At 48.7% G+C, this 17,346-nt stretch carries 10 protein-coding genes; 2 read left to right on the top strand and 8 right to left on the bottom strand.

The window, feature by feature from the left end; translation table 11 throughout:
* Nucleotides 1-123: 123 nt before the first annotated feature.
* From ACFW2W_RS17215 to ACFW2W_RS17205, 3 genes are all read right to left on the bottom strand, one after another.
* Complete coding sequence (locus ACFW2W_RS17215; protein WP_378180628.1) at nt 124-2,349, bottom strand: xanthine dehydrogenase family protein molybdopterin-binding subunit; 2,226 nt, start codon at nt 2,347-2,349, stop codon at nt 124-126.
* Nucleotides 2,346-3,332 carry an FAD binding domain-containing protein gene (locus ACFW2W_RS17210; protein ID WP_378180625.1) on the bottom strand — a complete coding sequence of 329 codons (987 nt, stop codon included), beginning with the start codon at nt 3,330-3,332 and terminating at the stop codon, nt 2,346-2,348. The genes ACFW2W_RS17215 and ACFW2W_RS17210 overlap by 4 nt, the downstream gene beginning before the upstream one ends.
* A gap of 67 nt (nt 3,333-3,399) precedes the next feature.
* Nucleotides 3,400-4,047: a (2Fe-2S)-binding protein gene (locus ACFW2W_RS17205; RefSeq protein WP_378180622.1), complete on the bottom strand. Its 648-nt coding sequence runs from the start codon at nt 4,045-4,047 to the stop codon at nt 3,400-3,402.
* A gap of 641 nt (nt 4,048-4,688) precedes the next feature.
* Between ACFW2W_RS17205 and ACFW2W_RS17200 the strand changes: the two genes are divergently transcribed.
* Nucleotides 4,689-5,198, top strand: a complete 510-nt coding sequence (locus tag ACFW2W_RS17200) for a GNAT family N-acetyltransferase (protein WP_378180619.1) — start codon at nt 4,689-4,691, stop codon at nt 5,196-5,198.
* Between the two features lie 60 nt (nt 5,199-5,258).
* Nucleotides 5,259-5,714: a low molecular weight protein arginine phosphatase gene (locus tag ACFW2W_RS17195; RefSeq protein ID WP_378180616.1), complete on the top strand. Its 456-nt coding sequence runs from the start codon at nt 5,259-5,261 to the stop codon at nt 5,712-5,714.
* Nucleotides 5,715-5,809: 95 nt separating this feature from the next.
* Here the strand turns inward: ACFW2W_RS17195 and ACFW2W_RS17190 are convergent, their stop codons facing one another.
* The 5 genes from ACFW2W_RS17190 to ACFW2W_RS17170 form a co-directional block, all read right to left on the bottom strand.
* Entirely contained in the window at nt 5,810-7,021 is a 1,212-nt protein-coding gene (locus ACFW2W_RS17190) for a DUF3747 domain-containing protein (protein WP_378180613.1), read from the bottom strand.
* 108 nt (nt 7,022-7,129) lie between these two features.
* Nucleotides 7,130-8,716 carry a mucoidy inhibitor MuiA family protein gene (locus ACFW2W_RS17185; RefSeq protein WP_378180610.1) on the bottom strand — a complete coding sequence of 529 codons (1,587 nt, stop codon included), beginning with the start codon at nt 8,714-8,716 and terminating at the stop codon, nt 7,130-7,132.
* Between the two features lie 91 nt (nt 8,717-8,807).
* Nucleotides 8,808-11,057: a DUF4139 domain-containing protein gene (locus ACFW2W_RS17180; RefSeq protein ID WP_378180606.1), complete on the bottom strand. Its 2,250-nt coding sequence runs from the start codon at nt 11,055-11,057 to the stop codon at nt 8,808-8,810.
* A 122-nt stretch (nt 11,058-11,179) separates the two neighbouring features.
* The gene (locus tag ACFW2W_RS17175; RefSeq protein WP_378180603.1) at nt 11,180-13,441 is read right to left on the bottom strand and encodes a PAS domain S-box protein; all 2,262 of its coding nucleotides are present in this window, start codon (nt 13,439-13,441) and stop codon (nt 11,180-11,182) included.
* A gap of 281 nt (nt 13,442-13,722) precedes the next feature.
* Nucleotides 13,723-17,310, bottom strand: coding sequence for a PAS domain S-box protein (locus tag ACFW2W_RS17170; protein WP_378180600.1), 3,588 nt, complete (start codon nt 17,308-17,310; stop codon nt 13,723-13,725).
* Nucleotides 17,311-17,346: the final 36 nt, after the last annotated feature.

The following is a 17,346-nucleotide window of genomic DNA, read 5'->3' as shown; positions in this document are numbered from 1 at the left end:
AACGCTATATGTATAAGCTTTGCGTAAGTCCTGAGCATTTAGTCCACTTAAGTGGACTTGAGCTATGAGCCAGGGATTTGAATCCCTGGCTGGCGGGTGTGGAGGCTGGTGCAAGATGTGAACTTACAGCAATTTGTCCGGCGTAATCGGAAGGTCGCGGATGCGCTTTCCGGTGGCGTGGTAGACAGCGTTTGCCACTGCCGCCGCGACGCCAGTGATGCCGATTTCGCCAGCGCCTTTGGCTCCAATCGGGTTAACGTGCGGGTCTATTTCTTCGACGAAGTACGATTCAATTGCGGGGATGTCGGCGTTGACAGGTACGTGGTACTCGCCCAGGTTGGCGTTGACGATGCGCCCGGTACGGGAGTCTGTCACCGTTTCTTCTAAAAGTGCCATGCCTAGCCCCATGACGATACCGCCAATCATTTGCGATCGCGCTGTTTTGAGGTTGATTGCCCGTCCCACTCCAAAGGCTCCCACAAAGCGGGTCACGCGCACTTCGCCCAAGTCCGGATCGACGCGCACTTGGGCAAATTGAGCGCCGAAAGAGTGCATGGAAAACTTCTTCTCGGCTTGGGCAAACTTGGCATCGAAGCTTTCTTCAACTTGCTGCAAATTTTGGCGCATCAGCACCTCTTGGTAGGTTTCGCCCTGGTGGCGATCGCTCTTGAGAAACAGGCGTCCGCCCTCAGTCGCCATGTCCGTTTCCGGGACGTTGTACAGGGGGGAACCAGCGTCTGTGCGTGCCAACTCCAGCACCTTCCTACGGGCTGCTTGTGCCGCTTCATGCACGGCAGTCCCCACGCTTCCCATCGTTGCCGAACCGCCCGATACCGGCGCACGGGGCAACTCGGTGTCCCCCAGTTCAAATCGTACTCGCTCAACCGGCAACCCAAGGGCGTCGGCGGCGACTTGCGCCATCACTGTCGCTGTACCCGTGCCCATCTCTTGGGAACCACTCTGCGCCAAGGCGGTGCCGTCTTGCAAAATGCGGACTCTAGCGCTAGCGGGAAAATGGTTCACGGGATACGTGGCGCTTGCCATGCCCATCCCAATCAAGTAACGACCATCCCGCATCGAACGCGGTTCGGGAGTGCGCCGCGACCAGCCAAATTTTTCTGCGCCGAGTTGGTAACATTCTTTGAGCGACTTGCTCGACCAAGGTAGGTTATTGCTGGGGTCTGTGTCTGCGTGATTGCGGAGGCGCAACTCAATCGGGTCGAGTTTCAAGGCATAAGCGAGTTCGTCCATCGCCGATTCCAGGGCAAACATCCCCGGAGTTTCGCCAGGGGCACGCATAAATGTCGGCGTCCCTTTGTTGAGACGGACGAGACTTTGCTTGGCTTGCAAGTTCGGAGTGGCGTACATCATGTGTGTCCCCACGGTGTACGGTTCGACGAATTCCTCGAAGGTTGAAGTATGGGAAATGCCCCGATGAGCGATCGCGGTCAATCGACCGTCGCGCGTTGCACCGAGTGCTACTTGTTGCTCAGTTTCCGCCCGGTGCCCGACGGTGGTAAACATCTGTTCGCGGGTTAAAACTAATTTCACAGGACGACGAACCTGACGGGCAGCGATCGCAGCTAGGGTTACGTGGGGCCAAACCGAACCTTTGCAGCCAAACGCACCACCGATGAATTGACACACGACGCGCACGTTTTCTTCGGGGATACCCAGCGTCGTCGCCATCGCCTGACGCACCCCGAAGTTGTACTGCGTCGCGTCGTAAACGGTGAGCCGATCTCCCTCCCACACGGCAGTTGTCGCGTGCGTTTCCATCGGGTTGTGGTGTTCGGTGGGAGTCCGGTAAGTTTCTTCAATCCGCACCTCCGCAGCGGCTAAGGCTTGCATCGGATTGCCGCGTATCGTCTCTGGCGGTCTGCCAAACACTGACTTCGGTGCGTATGCCTGCGCCTTTTCCATCTCCACCACCGGCGTTTCTGCTTCGTAATCGACGCGGACGAGGGATGCCGCGTAGGTGGCGTTTTCTAGGGTGTCGGCAATGACAACGCCGATGTGCTGACCGATGTGATGTACAACCGCTTCTTGCAGCACCAGGCGGTTTTCAGCGGCAGCGCCACCCCCTAACAAGGTGGCAACTGGGCGGAGTTTAGGCGCGTTGAGGTGCGTCAAGATGCCCAGTACACCCCCGCACTTTTCCGCCGCACTGGTGTCGATGCTTTTAATGCGTCCACAGGCGATCGCGCTGCCGATAGTGACGGCATAGGCGAGATTTTCTAGGGGGATTTCTGCCGAGTAGCGGGCACCGCCCGTCACCTTCAGGCGTCCATCCACCCGATCCATCGGCTTGCCCACAGCTTGGTTTGTTGCATTATCAGATTGACTCATACCGTGCCTCCTGCTGCCTTTGTGAGTGCCCGCGCGATCGCTCGTTTCGCCATTTCAACTTTGAATCGGTTGTATTTTTGGGGTTTGGCTTCGCGTATCGTTGCCTCTGCCGCTGCTGCAAAGGTTTGCTCGTTTGCTTTGGCACCAACTAGAATTTTCTGGGCCTCTACCGCCCGCCACGGCTTATGTGCCACGCCCCCCATCGCCACTCGCGCCGCTTTAATGATGCCATTATCAATATCGAGGGCGGCGGCAACAGAAACCAGGGCAAATGCATAACTCGCGCGATCGCGTACTTTTAAATAATGCGATCGCTCGGCAAAGGGTGAATTGGGCAAGTCAACCGCCACAATTAACTCGTCATGTTGAAGCACCGTATCGATTTGGGGCGTATCTTCCGGTAAGCGGTGAAAGTCACTTATCGGAATTTGTCGCTCTCCGTTCGATCCCTCAACGCGCACCACGGCATCCAGCGCTGCCAGCGCCACGCACATATCCGAAGGATGCGTTGCAATGCACTGTTCGCTGGCACCGAAAATCGCGTGAATGCGGTTATACCCTTCAATCGCCGAACAACCGGAACCGGGTTCGCGCTTGTTGCACGGCATCGCCGGATCGTTGAAGTAGTAGCAGCGCGTTCTTTGCATCAAGTTTCCGCCGACGGTTGCCATATTCCGCAGTTGCGGCGACGCGCCAGCGAGTAATGCTTGAGAAAGTAACGGATAGCGATCGCGCACCAGCCGATTATTTGCTACGTCGCTGTTACGTGCCATCGCCCCGATGCGTAAGCCATTCGGTATTGCCGTAACATCTGCCAATGGTAGCCTGGTAATATCTACAAGTTGGTCAGGCTGCGCCACCCCTCCTTTCATCAAGTCAATTAAATTAGTGCCACCGGCGATGAATTTCGCTGCCCGATCCCCGGCAACTGTCTGGATGGCTGTGCCTTTTTCAGTAGCACGCACATAACTAAAAGGTTTCATTAAAACTCCTGTGCAGTTTTCTCCTCTCACGGGTAATGGATGATTGGTATTTCTTCCCCATTACCGACTACCCATTGCTACTCTGCATCTGATGAACTTCGCGCACGGCGGCAACAATACCAGGATAAGCACCGCAGCGACAGAGATTACCGCTCATGCACTCCCGAACTCCCTCATCGGATGTCGGGCACCCTTCTGCCAATAGACCCACCGCAGACACGATCTGACCGGGTGTACAATATCCACACTGAAAGCCGTCATGCTTAATGAAAGCCGCCTGCATGGGATGAAGTTCATCGCCGCGAGCTAAACCTTCAATCGTTGTAATTTCTGCGCCTTCCTGCATCACCGCCAACGTCAGGCACGAGTTGATGCGCCGTCCATCCACCAACACAGTACACGCACCGCATTGTCCGCGATCGCAACCTTTCTTGGTGCCTGTCAGACCGATGCGTTCGCGCAGTGCGTCCAGTAGCGTCACGCGCGGTTCTATTTGCAAAGTGTGCGCTTTACCATTGATCCGCAGCGTCACGTCAATACTACCAGGCTCCAGCGTTTTCGCTACTGCGGTGGAAGTCTTAGGGCTTGTTTGCATAAAAATATTTTTTGTAAGGTTTGCATTTGCGAAGCGAGATGCGATCGCGTCCTTGGCAACGACTAAGGTACTTGCGATCGTTAGCTGACCGAACCGTCGCCGTGTTATCCTCAGCTTCATTTTTGCACCGTCAAAATTGGTCTAATAATAAAGATAGTGCGTTTTACAATACTTGGCATGAAAACGGAGTTTATTGAGAATTCAGCTAGATCTAAAATTCCTCACCGTCGCCAATAACGTATTGCACCTCATATCTTGCACCAAAGTCATCACCCGCCAGGAAATCAATTTCTTTGCTGATAGCTTGCATTCCGTTAAAACGGACTAAAATTCAGAAATATCAAGGCTTTTAGTCCATTTCAATGGAATGCAAACTATAAGCTGTGGAATTCAAATTCCGAGCGGGTTATCGGTTTGGTGCAAGATATTAGCCAGGGGTTCAAACCCAACAAAGCTCCGGTAGGAATCTGGATTGGGCTTGTTGCAATAACCAGCCCGCCAGCCCGGGGTTCAAACCCAACAAAGTTCCGGTAGGAATCTGGATTGGGCTTGTTGCAATAACCCGCCAGCCCGCCAGGGGTTCAAACCCCTGGCTAATAGCTCAAGTCCACTAAAGTGGACTGGGGAAGAACTTCAGTCCACTTTAGTGGACTTGAGCTATTAGCCCGGAACTTGAGTTCCGGGCGGGATTGGCGGCTTGTTAAGAATGGTGCAAGATATCAGTTACACCCGGCTTTGTAGAACAGCCACCCAAAAATCAGATGATTGTAGCTGAAACACCTCGCTTAATTCTCCGACATCTCACCTGGGATGATGTAGACGACTTGGCACCCATTTTTGCAGATCCAGTCGTGATGAAGTTCTTCCCCAACACGCGGACATCCGAAGAAACCAAGCGCCACATCGAGTGGATATTCAGCTGCTACGAGAAACACGGCTTCGGTTTGTGGGCGACAATTCACAAAGCTGACAACAAGTTTATTGGTCGGTGTGGATTAATACCGCAGCTAGTGGATGGGCAAAAAGAAGTCGAGATTGGTTATATGCTTGCTAAGGAATACTGGGGAAAGGGTTTGGCAACCGAAGCTGCTAGTGCAATTCGGGATTATGGTTTTAAGATTGGTTGTAACCGCCTCATTTCCTTAATTGCTCCGGGAAACATCGCGTCTGTGAAGGTCGCAATGAAAGTCGGCTTGACTTACGAAAAAGACACAATTATTCAGGAAAAGACTGTTCGCGTTTATGCAATAAACAGACCCGATCTTCCGTAGAATTAACTACAGCAGTTTGATCGGCTGAGCAACAGCGAGATAGAAAAGGGAGGGTTACAAATGCGGATTTTATTTGTGTGTACTGGCAATACCTGCCGTAGCCCAATAGCAGAAGCGCTATTCCGACAAAAAGCCAAAGGAATGGAAGTCGAGGTGCGGTCGGCAGGCGTCGTGGCGTTTGCGGGAGATTCTGCATCCCCACAGACCCAGCGCGTCCTGAAGGAGTATGGTATCCATCACTACCATGAAGCGAAGCGACTGGATCGCCAGCTGATCGATTGGGCGGATTTGGTGCTGACCATGACGGGCGGGCAAAAGAAAGCGATCGCTGATGCATTCTCTGCTGCTGCCGACAAAGTATATACCTTAAAAAAATACGTTGGCTATCACGAGCGAGCTGAAATCGCCGATCCCTATGGTGGAGACTTGACAACATATCGACAGTGTGCTGGAGAAATTGAGCAAAAACTGGATCTGTTGTTAGAGAAGCTAGCAGATTTTCGTAGGTTGGGTTGACGGAGGAAACCCAACACGTGCATGGGTTACGCGATCGCTAACCCATCTTACAAATAATTAATCCCGCCTACTTAGGGGCGAGAAAATAATCGGGATTACTCAGTTTTGACGCAGTTGAGCATCCGCAAAGTGGCGGCGGCAGCATAGTTGCGGCGAGTCGGAGAATTTGGCTCAAACTTGCTACCGACTTCATTGACTGGGGAGGCAACGTTGCAATAAGAAGACATTTGGCTAATCAGCGAGGCAGCCCAGTGTTTTTCGGTGTCTGAGAAGGTTTTTGCTGAGTTTTTGATCGCTAATTCTGGGGCAAGTCCACGCATCGTTTTACCAAATTCAGCAGCACGTCGCAGCACTGCCATCAATTCAGCTCTGGTGACGGGTTGAGTGGGTTTAAAGGTGCCGTCTTGGTAGCCACTGACAATTTTGTTATCCCGCGCCCATTGAATTTTAGCGGCACTCCAGCGCGAAGCATCGACATCGGGATAGGGTCGAGATGCAGCTTGAGTAGGGATTGTGACATTAGCTCCTGGTAGCTTCGTTAAAGATTCCAACACCATAGACACCAGTTGCTCTCTGGTTAAGGCAACTTGAGGGCGGAAGGTGTTGTCTTCTTTGAAGCCAGCGACGAACCCCAGCGCCACAGCTTGTTCAATTTCTTTAGCGTAGACATCTGAGGCGATATCTCCGAAGGCGGAGCTTCCGGGAGTCGTTGCGATATCGCCAGGGTCGATTCCCGGCGCGGCTTGGTCGCTGGCAAGATAGACGTGACCGAGGGTTTTACCGTTGTAGGTTCTTTTGGCGAACCGCCATGCCGGATCGAGATTGATTTTTATAAAGCCATCGCTGATGCCGTTGGTTCTGCCAATTTCAATGGTTGGGACAGTGCGATCGCTAAAGTTGGTGCCGACGAGGACGAGTTCGCCGTTGCGCTGAACCAGGTTGAAGCTGTACTTCAGTCCCAAATCCGTCCCCGCCATACGGATAGAATAGCCGTTGCTGTCGGTACTGCGTCCGCAAATGCCGCTGAAGTCAAAGTTGAGTAGCAGCGGATCGACTGCCACCGGGCGATCGCCACTTTCACTCCAACACGCCCGTTTATCTGATATCTGTTCCAGAATTAGCAGTTGATGACTATTCGTGCCGTAAGGGGCAGCTACGGCGATAAATTTACCTTGTTCAACTTCTTTTTGAGTAAAAATAGCTGCGGGGCTGGGGTTGACGGCATTGAGGGTGGAGAGGACGACGGTGGCTAGGGCGGCAATCGACCGTCCAAATAGACGCTTGGAGGAGCTTGAAGGCAAAGACATGGTGAGGAGGTTATGGAGCTGGGTAGATTTCTTTTCTTTAGTTATGTGATATTATGCTTTACCCAAAAGTTCCCCGCTCATGTCGCCCAAATCAATATGAGCAAGGCGCTAGATGCCTTGTACTTCCGGTGCGGCTGAAACTTGGTAGACGAGGGATGCCTGGAGTTGAGAATAAGGTTCTAGGGTAAAATTCCAGGTGCAAAAGCCGTTTTCATCGGGTTGCAGGCGATTTGTAGTTTTATCGGAGATTACCTCAACTTTCACTTGCTCTAGCTCAGAAATTGGCACCCGCTCGGTAGTTTTAATTGCTCTCGGTTCTGCGCCAATATTGGAAAGGAACAATGTTGTTGTAGTTGTGATAATGTTCCATTTAGTAAGATGATCCTGTTTTCTTTTTTGGGTTTGGGTGCGCTGCACGCGCATTGCATTATCCGATCCCCATCCCAAAGCAAATTTCTCTCCAGGCGCGATAAATAGAACTGCGGTGCGACCGACAAAGCCAGAAGTCCGCACTAAATCCACTGGTCCGGCTAGAATCGGGAATTTAGAAGTGTTTGTCTGTTCGCTCTTGAGGATGACTTGATAAGACAACTCTGGCATCAAGACATACTCTACAGAGGCGGGAGAGTCGAAGGAGAAGATGGAAACGCGGTAAGGGCGACCATCTGAGGGAATGGTTGCTTTGGTCTGGCTGCGTAGGTTGCGGACTTCGCCGCCGTCATCAACGCCGGGTAAATCGACGGTAGCGGGGGCGGTGTCGGTTCCCAAACCTGTTGTCTGAACTTGTTGATCTCTAGCTTGAATGATGATCTGCTGAGATTTTTCTTGAACATTTAAAGGGTCATCTGTCAATAGTGGTGGTTCAGTTCCCAAGGAGGCGCGGGCGGTGGAAAAGACTAAATCTACGTCTTTCCAATCTTCTCCAGTGCGTTGCCAGACGCAGCCATCGAAGCGGAAAGAGAGACTCGGTTTTTCGGCGAGGAGAAGGCGTGCTTGGTGCCAGGGTCGCCATATAGCACCGGGAACCACGTAGTCGAAAGCGATCGCATACTCTCCTGCTTGGGGAATCATTAAGTCGGCTTCGATGTTGGCAGTGTAGACCCTATCCGGGCGGGATAAGGCTTCTGCTTGGGTAATTAAGTCGTTAATTTGTTGGTGCAGTTGTTCTTGAGTGTGATAGCTGCTGAAGATTTCCGATCGGAAATCTCGCAATTGTTTAAATAAACTGGAAATTTGCTCTCGCCAGGATTTGGGGTCGATTTGTCCCCAAATTGCATCCACGGGGAGTTCCTGCAAACCTTTAGCAAGTATGGTGTTTACTCGCTCGAAGCACGATTCGAGGTGCTGGCGGTCTTCGCTGATATTGTTGAAGGAGTTGAGTAGCGATCGCAGTTCTGCTTGTAGAGATGCGAAATTTCCCGTCTCTACATTGGCTAGTCGATCTGTTTCCTTAACCAACATCTGGCGGCGAACGCGAACATCGTCAATTCTTGCCTCTGGATATTCTTCACAAAACTCTGCCCGGAGAGATTTATCGGAGAGGACTGGGGCAACTTTCTGGACTTGGATTCTCCACAGTCCTTGGGTTAAATTAATTTTGCCAATTCGTCGCACCTGGGCGCGGTCTTCTAAGAGTGTGACAATTGAAACGGGTGCATCTAGGGTTAGTTCATTGATGACCTGATTTGCTTGCATGAGATGAAAGTGATGAGGGTTTGAACCACAGAGGCAAGAGAGAACACAGAGGAAGAGAGGGAAAGAGGAGAATTTCTCAATTAGCAATTTATTACTCTTCGCGTCGATTTCCGCCGATTAGTTGGCTATCGACAAAAGTTTTAATGGTGTAATCAACTGATAGGGTAGTTTCCTCCTTGGCGGGTACTTCGACTTGCCAGAAATAACCGCCTTTGATGGGTAAGTTGCGTTCTTGTTGTTCGTATTTTTCCCAAGGTGGCGAGACGCGATCGCACTGGATATCTACTTTGGCTCCTTCTTGGGCAATGGGGAGTCTTTCCCGTACTTCAATCTTGGCAACTCTTGGTAGATAGTTGTTAATATCGATTTTAATTTTGTGGCGCAGTTCGTTGAAGGAGACGATGGTTTCGCCGGAACGAACTTCTTCATAAACTGTGTTTCGAGCAACTTTGATGGCTTGTTCTACTCCTAGCCCTAATTCCATCTGTGCTTTTGGTGGAACTGTGGCAATATTTGTAGATAAGATGTACTCGCCATCGACGTAGATATCCGCAGGACCAGCTAGTAGCGGTGCTTGTAGGGGGTTGCGGAGTTGGGCAATTCTGAAGACGTTGGTATCTTCGCGGGGAACGACAATGTAGCGCAAATCTACATCTGTACTGTTGCTAGTTAGGGCGACGGAGTGAAATTGAGCGTCTGAGGGGACATCAATTCGTCCATCGGCGCTGTAGGCATAGTCGAAGGAACCCGCAACGCTTCGCACGTTAATACCACCGGGAGGAAGTGCAACTGAGAGACAGTTTTGGGCGTTAGATACAGCCTGTTTCACTACCTGCATGACATTAAACGTAACCGTAACTTTCTGACGTTGAAGGATTTCTAAATATATTTCCTGCTGTTGTTCTATCGACAATTTACCGCGCTTTGCTCGGTCATCTGCTGTTCCCATTCGCATAAGACCGTATGCAAGTAAATCAGTTACAGCATTCTCATCTGTAGTATCCTCCAGTTTCTGCCTCCTTCGACGCTGGAGAAATTCCGGTGCTTCTGGTGGGGCAGATGCCGACCTTTTCAGTGCTTTGTGGGTCGCTAGTCGGTCTCCTAGGGAAAGGGATTCCACTTCCGGTGCCAGTGATTGCTCCACATCCTCATATTCTGCACAAGGCGCTGCTGCTGGCATAGCCATTGCCATACCATAACTAACGTGCATTTCGGAGTGATACACCATCAGATCGGGTAAGGGTGGGACTGGAGGAGAGTTGTATAAGAAATTCGCCGCCCTTTGTGGCGACGCCCTTTGTGGCGACACAGCAGCTAAAGCGGTCTGTTTCTGGCTATCGTAGTCCTCAAATAGTATCTCTGCACCAATTGGCGGTTTGCGCCAGCCTGATTTTCCGATCGTTGGTTGCACTCGTCCTAGCCGCAATGAGGGCAATTCTGGCAACTCACACCAACTTATCGGTTCAGCTGTAGAAAGTTCCAATCTTACCCCTGACCAATCTTCACCTGTACGCTGACAAATTAAGGCTCTGACGGCAATACTGGCACTAGATTCCGCACTATTTAGGCGGCAAACATAGGTGGGTGTCCAACGCGCACCAGGGACGAAATACTCGATAACTAAGCGTGAAAAACCTAACCTCCCTTCCCCCTTTCCTACAAGGGAAGGAGGGGAATTTTGACTCGACTCTCCTACAAGGAGAGGGGTAGGGGGAGTTAACTCTTCGTAACTCAAACGGACAATTACCGTCTTGCGAAGCTCATTTGGTCTAGCATTTCTGGCGGTGGAAGCAATAGCCTGCTTTTGTTGCAAATCGGCAAGATATTCTTGAGCTAGACGCAATTTTTCCAAGTTTTCCCGCTTTTCCTGCATTCGGGCGCGGATTTGTTCGTCGCTGAAGTTTGCCAAAGCAAGCCTAGCGTTCATTGGCGAAGGCGGCGGTGCTGTCCCTGGTTTAGTTTCGGGGCGATCGGGTACTTTTAGATTATTGAGGACGACGATCTCATTTTCGATGAGGGCGATCGCGTCCTCAATGCGTTGTACCTCAGCCGTCGCTGCACGCAATTCCTCATCAGGTGGTGGGTTCTGTGTCTCTTGCGGCGGGGGAACGGCTAAACCAATGCGAACATCTGAGGCAATGGGGGACGGGATTTGCGTCTGTAGAGATTCAACCCTCACCCGGACGCTACTATCGTCTAGCGCTAGAGGCAGTCCGGCTATCTCAACGTATTCTGGCATTTCCCCAGCGTTCAGCGGTAACTCAGCAATCCGAGTCACAGTGGCACCGGCAGCGTAAACTTTAACTGTGTCAATCCGAGAAGCCAGTTCTTGCATCGCCATGATGTTCGCGCTCTCGTTACTGCCTATAGATCCAGTAAGGCACAGGTGAAGAAGCGATCGCAAGTAACTCAATTAAAAATTTAAAAATAAAAATAGACTTTAAACTTTTTAATTTGGCATTTTTAATTCTCCGCTGTCGCCAAAGGGAATGTAAACCAGAAAGTAGAGCCGCGATTCGGGCGACTTGTCACTCCAATTTCTCCACCGTGAGCGGTAATAATTTGCCGACAGAGATACAACTTTAAGCCGATGTTGGTCGAGCAGCGAGCTTGAGGAGCGCGGACGAAGAGATTGAATAAGCGATCGCACTCAAGCTGACTCATTCCTATACCATTATCCTCGATAGTAAAGCGAATCATCTGCCGTTCAATTTTAGCTTTTAGGGTCAACTTCAATCCAGGCGGATTTTGTTTCAAGGCATAGGTAAATAGATTTTCAAAAACCCGCTGACTCTGATACGGATCGACCATAACTAACGGTAAATTTGCCGTTATCATATTTTTGATAGTTGCTTGATTTTCCATTAACATAGGTTGCAAGTCTCGGAGAATCGCCGGAACCAGTGTATTTAATTGAACCAACTCCCGCTGAAGGACAATTCCTCTATTTTCGGTGGTATTTGTTTCGATTAATGACTTAATCATGCTTAGTTGGCGTTCGTTGCCTTGAATCATTCGCTCTACAAGAGAACGAGAAATTGTCACTTTTTCTTCTGGCGAACCGAGCAGATTATTTAACACCATGATAGTGCCCAGAACCGAGGTGCGGAGATCGTGAGAAACTGTATGTAAAACAACGTCTTTAATCCGATTCAGCTCTTGCAGTTCCTGCATTTTCTGCTGTAGCTGAGCGGTACGTTCTTCTACTTGGCGTTCCAGATTGGCATTCAGCGTTTGTACTTGTTGGAAGAGAGAAGATTGCTGAATTGCGATCGCTACCTGTACTCCCAGTTGATCGAGCAAGTCAATTTCACACTGCTGCCACTCCCTTGGTGCAGAGCATTGATTGGCAATTAAGATGCCATAAAGTTTGTCTCCCAGCATAATCGGGACACCAATGCCAGCTTTGACTTGATATCGATTGTGGTACTCAGCGATAAATGCAGATTTCTCTACTTTCGTTGTATCATTGACAACTCGGATGCGATCGAGTTCAAATATCTGTTGAATTTCCTGGTAAGCAATATTCTCTGTAACCCAACCCAAAATTGACGAAAAATTAGGATCTACCGACTCTGCTACGGCTGTGCCTTGCCCTTTTTCATCAAAGTAACTAATAAAGACGCGATCTGCGTGCAAAAACCGCCTAACTTCTTCAACGGTGGTGTTAAGAATTTCATTCAGATCGAGCGATCGCCTAATTTTCAAGGCAATCTCGTAGAGCAAACGCTCTCGTTCTGCGGCGGCGCTAACCAAAGCTTCAGCAGCTTTGCGCTCAGTAATATCGCTACTTACAGAAAGTAGGCATGATTCGCCACTAATGTTGACAATTTCTGCTGAAAACAAATATATTCCCACTTCGCCAGACTTCTTGCGAAACTCAAATTCCTGGTTGCGAATCGCTCCCTGTTCCAGCAAAATCTGTTGCATCCTAATGCGTTCTTCTGGATTCACCCAAGCATTGATTTCAATTGAGTTACGACCAATAATTTCTTCTCGTTGATAATCGCTAAGGCGGAGAAAGCTATCATTGACATCAATATAACGCCCTTCATTGAGTGTTGTGATACTCATGGCATCAGGGCTATAACGAAACGCTATAGAAAATTTTTGTTCCGAAAGCAAGAGTGCCTCATCGTGAGTCTTGCGCTCGGTAATATCTATCAGCAAGCCATTCCAATAAATGTCGTCATTTCCTTGCAAAATAGGTCGAGCCGCAGTTTGCATCCACTTTAGTTTTCCCGATTTGGTAATCACACGACCTTCCCATATCCAAGGTTGGAGATTAGCTGCCGAAATAGCTAATGACTGTTCATAAGCTTCCCGATCGTCTGGATGGATCGGGTTCCATAATAGAGTCAGGTCAGTATAAGCTGAATAAGGCGCTAATTCTAAGAATTCTTGACAGTCGGAATGGGCAAATAGTAACCAGCGGGAATCATCATCGCGATTGAGGAGCTGAAAAATAATTCCTAGCTTGTTGGCTGCCACTTTTTCAAGTTTTGGATCGCTTTGTGGCAGTGGAATATCTGCGGGTAAAAGATTTTCCCAAGAATGGGTGACAGTTGGTAACTGAAAATCTGAATCAACTTGTGTTACCGGCTGGCTGACTATTTCTTCAATACTTTGTTCCTCCAAATTCAGGAGCTGCTTTAACTGTTCAAAAGCTGCTTCATCTCGACAGCAAGCCCGTAAAGCTTGTAAATAATTTAAATCAGAAACCATGTCCCTCCTAGATATGGGATTATGCTGAAAAACTGATTGATGAGCAGCAAGTGACTGAGTTCCCTGAGTTAAGAATTTCTTTTTCAGCATTGCACTCATCCTTCATTTTCAGTATTATTCAGTCTTATTCCAAGTTACAATAAGCACTGGCGATCGCCTTCGTGCAGGTGACTCACCCGATTGGGTGATTTTTAGTCATTAATAACCTGTAAGGGCGAAGCATTCACCTATAACAATTTACGACTTACCGATAATTTATCTGCGCGAATACTTCGCCCCTACTAATGACTTATTTCTACAGTAGGAGACATAAACAGAGGTAATGTGAACCAGAAAGTTGCTCCAGTTCCGGGGGCGCTAATGGCACCAATTTGTCCCCCATGAGCAGTTATGATTTGCCGACAAAGATATAACCCTAGACCGATGCCAGTTGAACGGGCGCGAGAGCCGCGCACATAACGATCGAAAAGGCGATCGCACGCTTCTGGATTCATCCCGATGCCGTTATCAGCAACGGTGCAATGAATCATCTCTTCTTCCACAGTGGCTTCCAAGGTGAGGCGAAGTCCGGGTGGATTATGGTTCAGGGCATTGGTGAGCAAATTTTCAAAAACTCGCCTCAGCTGCAATGGATCGGCTGTCACGCCCGGTAAATCGTAGGGAACTAGATTTGTCAGCGACGCTTGATGTTTTGTTAGCAGCGGTTCTAAGTCTTCTGCGATCGCTTGAATCAACGTACTCAATTCTACAAACTCATATTGGAGGACAACGCCGCGAACTTCGCTGGAATGCGCTTCCAGGAGGGAATTGATTAAGCTGAGTTGGCGATCGCTACTCTGAATCATCCGCTCTAAAATTGAGCGAGGAATGGGAATCGTGTCTCCTGGCTTATTCAACAAGTTATTCACTACCAAAGACATTCCCATAATTGGCGTGCGAAGATCGTGAGAAACTGCATGAAGAAACTCATCTTTGAGTTCATTCAGCTCTTTAAGTTCCTCCATTTTTTGAATGAGTTGGGCAGTGCGCGTCTCAACTTGACGTTCCAAACTAGCATTTAGCTCCTGTACTTGTTGATAGAGTTTTGCTTGCTGAATGGCGATCGTAACTTGAGTTGACAGTGATGAAAGCAAATCAATTTCCAATTGCTTCCAGTCACGCGGTGCCGTACATTGATCGACCATCAAGAGTCCCCACGGCTCGTCATTGAGCAGAATCGGTACAGCCAGATAAGCTTTGATATGATAATTGGAAAAATCTTCATAAATGAGTGAAGAAAGCTCTATTTGAGAAGTATCTTTGACAACGTGGATACTTTTATTCTCAAACATCGCTCTGATTTGTTGCAAATGTTCTTCATCTGTTGGACTCCATCCCAAAACAGGTCGCCAAGGGGGAGCGACCGATTCTGCAACTATCTCAAAATTGCTATAAATACGACTGATAAAAACCCGATCTGCTAACAAAAAATTCCGGACTTCTATCACGGTAGTATCTAGGATTTGCTGAAGATCGAGTGATTGTCGAATTCGGAGCGCCATCGCGCCCGACAAGCGATCGCGCTCCGCCGAGAGTAACAGCGCTTCTTCCGCACGCTTGCCCTCGGTAATATCAATTCCTAACCCAAAGAAGAAGTCAAGTTCCCCATTTTCTTTCGCAACTGACCTACCGTGCCATTCTACTAGCAGTTTTTCGCCTTGTTTGGTAAGAACGTAGTTGTTTCTTTGAGGCAGTTGCTGTAGTTTGATGACACCCTCAAAGACTTCAGAAACGATTGCGCGATCGCTTTGGGGAATAAAAGTCGAAAGATAATCAGTTCCTAAAACCTCCTCCAGGGTATAACCAAGAGCGTGAAGCATTGCGTCATTCATCATCCTGACTGTGCCATCCGGATTGATAGCCACAAAAAAAGCTGGAGAAGTTTGGACAATGGTGGTGTTAAAGTCTCTTTCTTGGCGTAGTTTCTCCTCTGCCTGCTTCCAATCGGTAATGTCTTGCGTCATTACCATCGCCGCAAAAATTTCTCCGCCTTCATTTTTGACAGGAAGTGCGTGCAAAAGATAGATCCGGGAAGCGGAGCGATCGCTATCAGGCGAATTGTTGTAGGGCACTTCAATAACAGTGGCTTTTCCTGCCAGCGCCGCACGATAAGTCGGCTCTAACAATTCACAAGTTTCAGAAGGTAATGCCTGCCAAATAGTCTTTCCTTCTAACAACTCTTTAGAAAGACCGATAGCAGCTAATCCTGCACCTTCAGCGATAGTGTAACGGAGGTCTTGATCGAACAAGAAAACAGCGCCGTTCGGAAAGTTCCTTGCAAGCGTGCGGTATAATTCCTCACTTCGCGTGAGTGCCTCTTCCACTCGCTTTCGTTCGGTGATATCTATCCCAATACTGATGATGTAATTAACTGAGCTATCAGCATCAACGAGAACCGTATTCGACCAAGCAATCGGTCGTCGGCTTCCATTTTTCGTTACCCAGTAGTTTTCATACGTGCTAGGAAACTCACCTGCTTGAAGAGCTTTAAAGACGGTTTTGACGGGTTCCACTTCTTCCGGAATTAAAAATAAATCCCAGAAATATTTGTCCTTGACTTCTTCAAATGAGTATTGAGTTGTTTTCTCGCAAGCTCGATTAAAACGTATGATTCGCCCTTGGCAATCGAGAACTACCACTAAAGCCCCAGCCGTATCAAGGATGGCAGAAACAAAATTTCGCTCCTTCCTCAAATCCTTAATTAGCCCCCGCAATTGAGCCGTCATTTCATTAAAAGTGGTCGCCAATACCCCCAATTCATTGCCTTGTCTAACTGTCACTTGCGTATCCAAATTTCCCCCACTAATTTGGGCTGCTGCTTTTGTTAAACGCTGCAAAGGTAATACAATTTGCCGGGAGAAAAACCAACCCAACTCAGTCGCCACTAGCATCGCCACGCTCAATGCTATACCCATTACCAAAAGCATTTTTCGCACCGGAGCGTAGGCTTCAACCGTGGGTAGTTCTACCACCACCTTCCAGCGCCCAGTACGGATGGTAGAAATGGCTCCCACTACCTCAACACCTCGCAAACCTTGATAAGTAGTAAGCCGTTTTGCACCATTTAATTTAGTTAATTTTTGGATGAATGGATAGTCCGAGAGGTCTTTCAGATTAAAATTTTCAGGAGATTTTCCTTTCTCAGCAATTAAATAATTGCGGTTATCGATCGCATAAGCATAACCCGTCTTACCTACCTTGGTTTGGGAGAGAACATTCCAGAGAAACTTTAAATTGATCCAAGCCATTAAAACGCCATTAATTTCATCCTGTTGGTTGCGAATGGGCACGGCTAAGATGACCGTCTGCAAGCGAGTTTTAGGGTCAATTCTAACGGAACTGACAAAATCTTCCTGTTGTCTAAAAGCTCGTAAAAATGATGTAGAAGCTTCTTCTCGATAGAAAGTTGCCTGACCATAAGGCGAAGAGGAAGAAACGATTTTATCCTTATTATTAAAAATTGCCACTGTTTCATAAGCGCTATTGTGGCGGGTTAAGGCTTCCAGAAATCTATCTTGAATCTCAGGCGAAAGGTCGGTCAATCCTTGCACTCTAGCTAAATAGCTTAGTTTACGCTGCAAGTCATCCAGGTAAGCATTGATTTCCCCAGCAACCGCATGACTACGCTCTTGTTGGGCAATTTCTACTTGTTGCAATTGAGCTTGAAAGCTTAGATAAATTAAAATTCCCGAAGTGAGCAATAGCGTTAAAACGACTAGCAAGACCAGACCGTATCTCAGCTGATTTGCAATTGAAAAAAGCCAAGATAGGGGTAAATTTATACCTGTATTAGCTTGATGCGAAGCACTGTTGCGATTTCTTTTGTTCATCGTGCCTCCTAGCGCAGAAAGTTGCACCCACTGATT

The organism is Coleofasciculus sp. H7-2 (assembly GCF_042747725.1).
GTDB lineage: Bacteria > Cyanobacteriota > Cyanobacteriia > Cyanobacteriales > FACHB-T130 > FACHB-T130.
This window is presented reverse-complemented; position numbering and strand designations above follow the sequence as displayed.

What these genes read in the sequence shown, in the direction of transcription:
- ACFW2W_RS17175 (WP_378180603.1), bottom strand. Translation starts at nt 13,441, where the DNA reads ATGGTTTCTGATTTAAATTATTTACAAGCTTTACGGGCTTGCTGTCGA.
- ACFW2W_RS17200 (WP_378180619.1), top strand. Translation starts at nt 4,689, where the DNA reads ATGATTGTAGCTGAAACACCTCGCTTAATTCTCCGACATCTCACCTGG.
- ACFW2W_RS17210 (WP_378180625.1), bottom strand. Translation starts at nt 3,332, where the DNA reads ATGAAACCTTTTAGTTATGTGCGTGCTACTGAAAAAGGCACAGCCATC.
- ACFW2W_RS17205 (WP_378180622.1), bottom strand. Translation starts at nt 4,047, where the DNA reads ATGAAGCTGAGGATAACACGGCGACGGTTCGGTCAGCTAACGATCGCA.
- ACFW2W_RS17185 (WP_378180610.1), bottom strand. Translation starts at nt 8,716, where the DNA reads ATGCAAGCAAATCAGGTCATCAATGAACTAACCCTAGATGCACCCGTT.
- ACFW2W_RS17180 (WP_378180606.1), bottom strand. Translation starts at nt 11,057, where the DNA reads ATGGCGATGCAAGAACTGGCTTCTCGGATTGACACAGTTAAAGTTTAC.
- ACFW2W_RS17195 (WP_378180616.1), top strand. Translation starts at nt 5,259, where the DNA reads ATGCGGATTTTATTTGTGTGTACTGGCAATACCTGCCGTAGCCCAATA.
- ACFW2W_RS17170 (WP_378180600.1), bottom strand. Translation starts at nt 17,310, where the DNA reads ATGAACAAAAGAAATCGCAACAGTGCTTCGCATCAAGCTAATACAGGT.
- ACFW2W_RS17215 (WP_378180628.1), bottom strand. Translation starts at nt 2,349, where the DNA reads ATGAGTCAATCTGATAATGCAACAAACCAAGCTGTGGGCAAGCCGATG.
- ACFW2W_RS17190 (WP_378180613.1), bottom strand. Translation starts at nt 7,021, where the DNA reads ATGTCTTTGCCTTCAAGCTCCTCCAAGCGTCTATTTGGACGGTCGATT.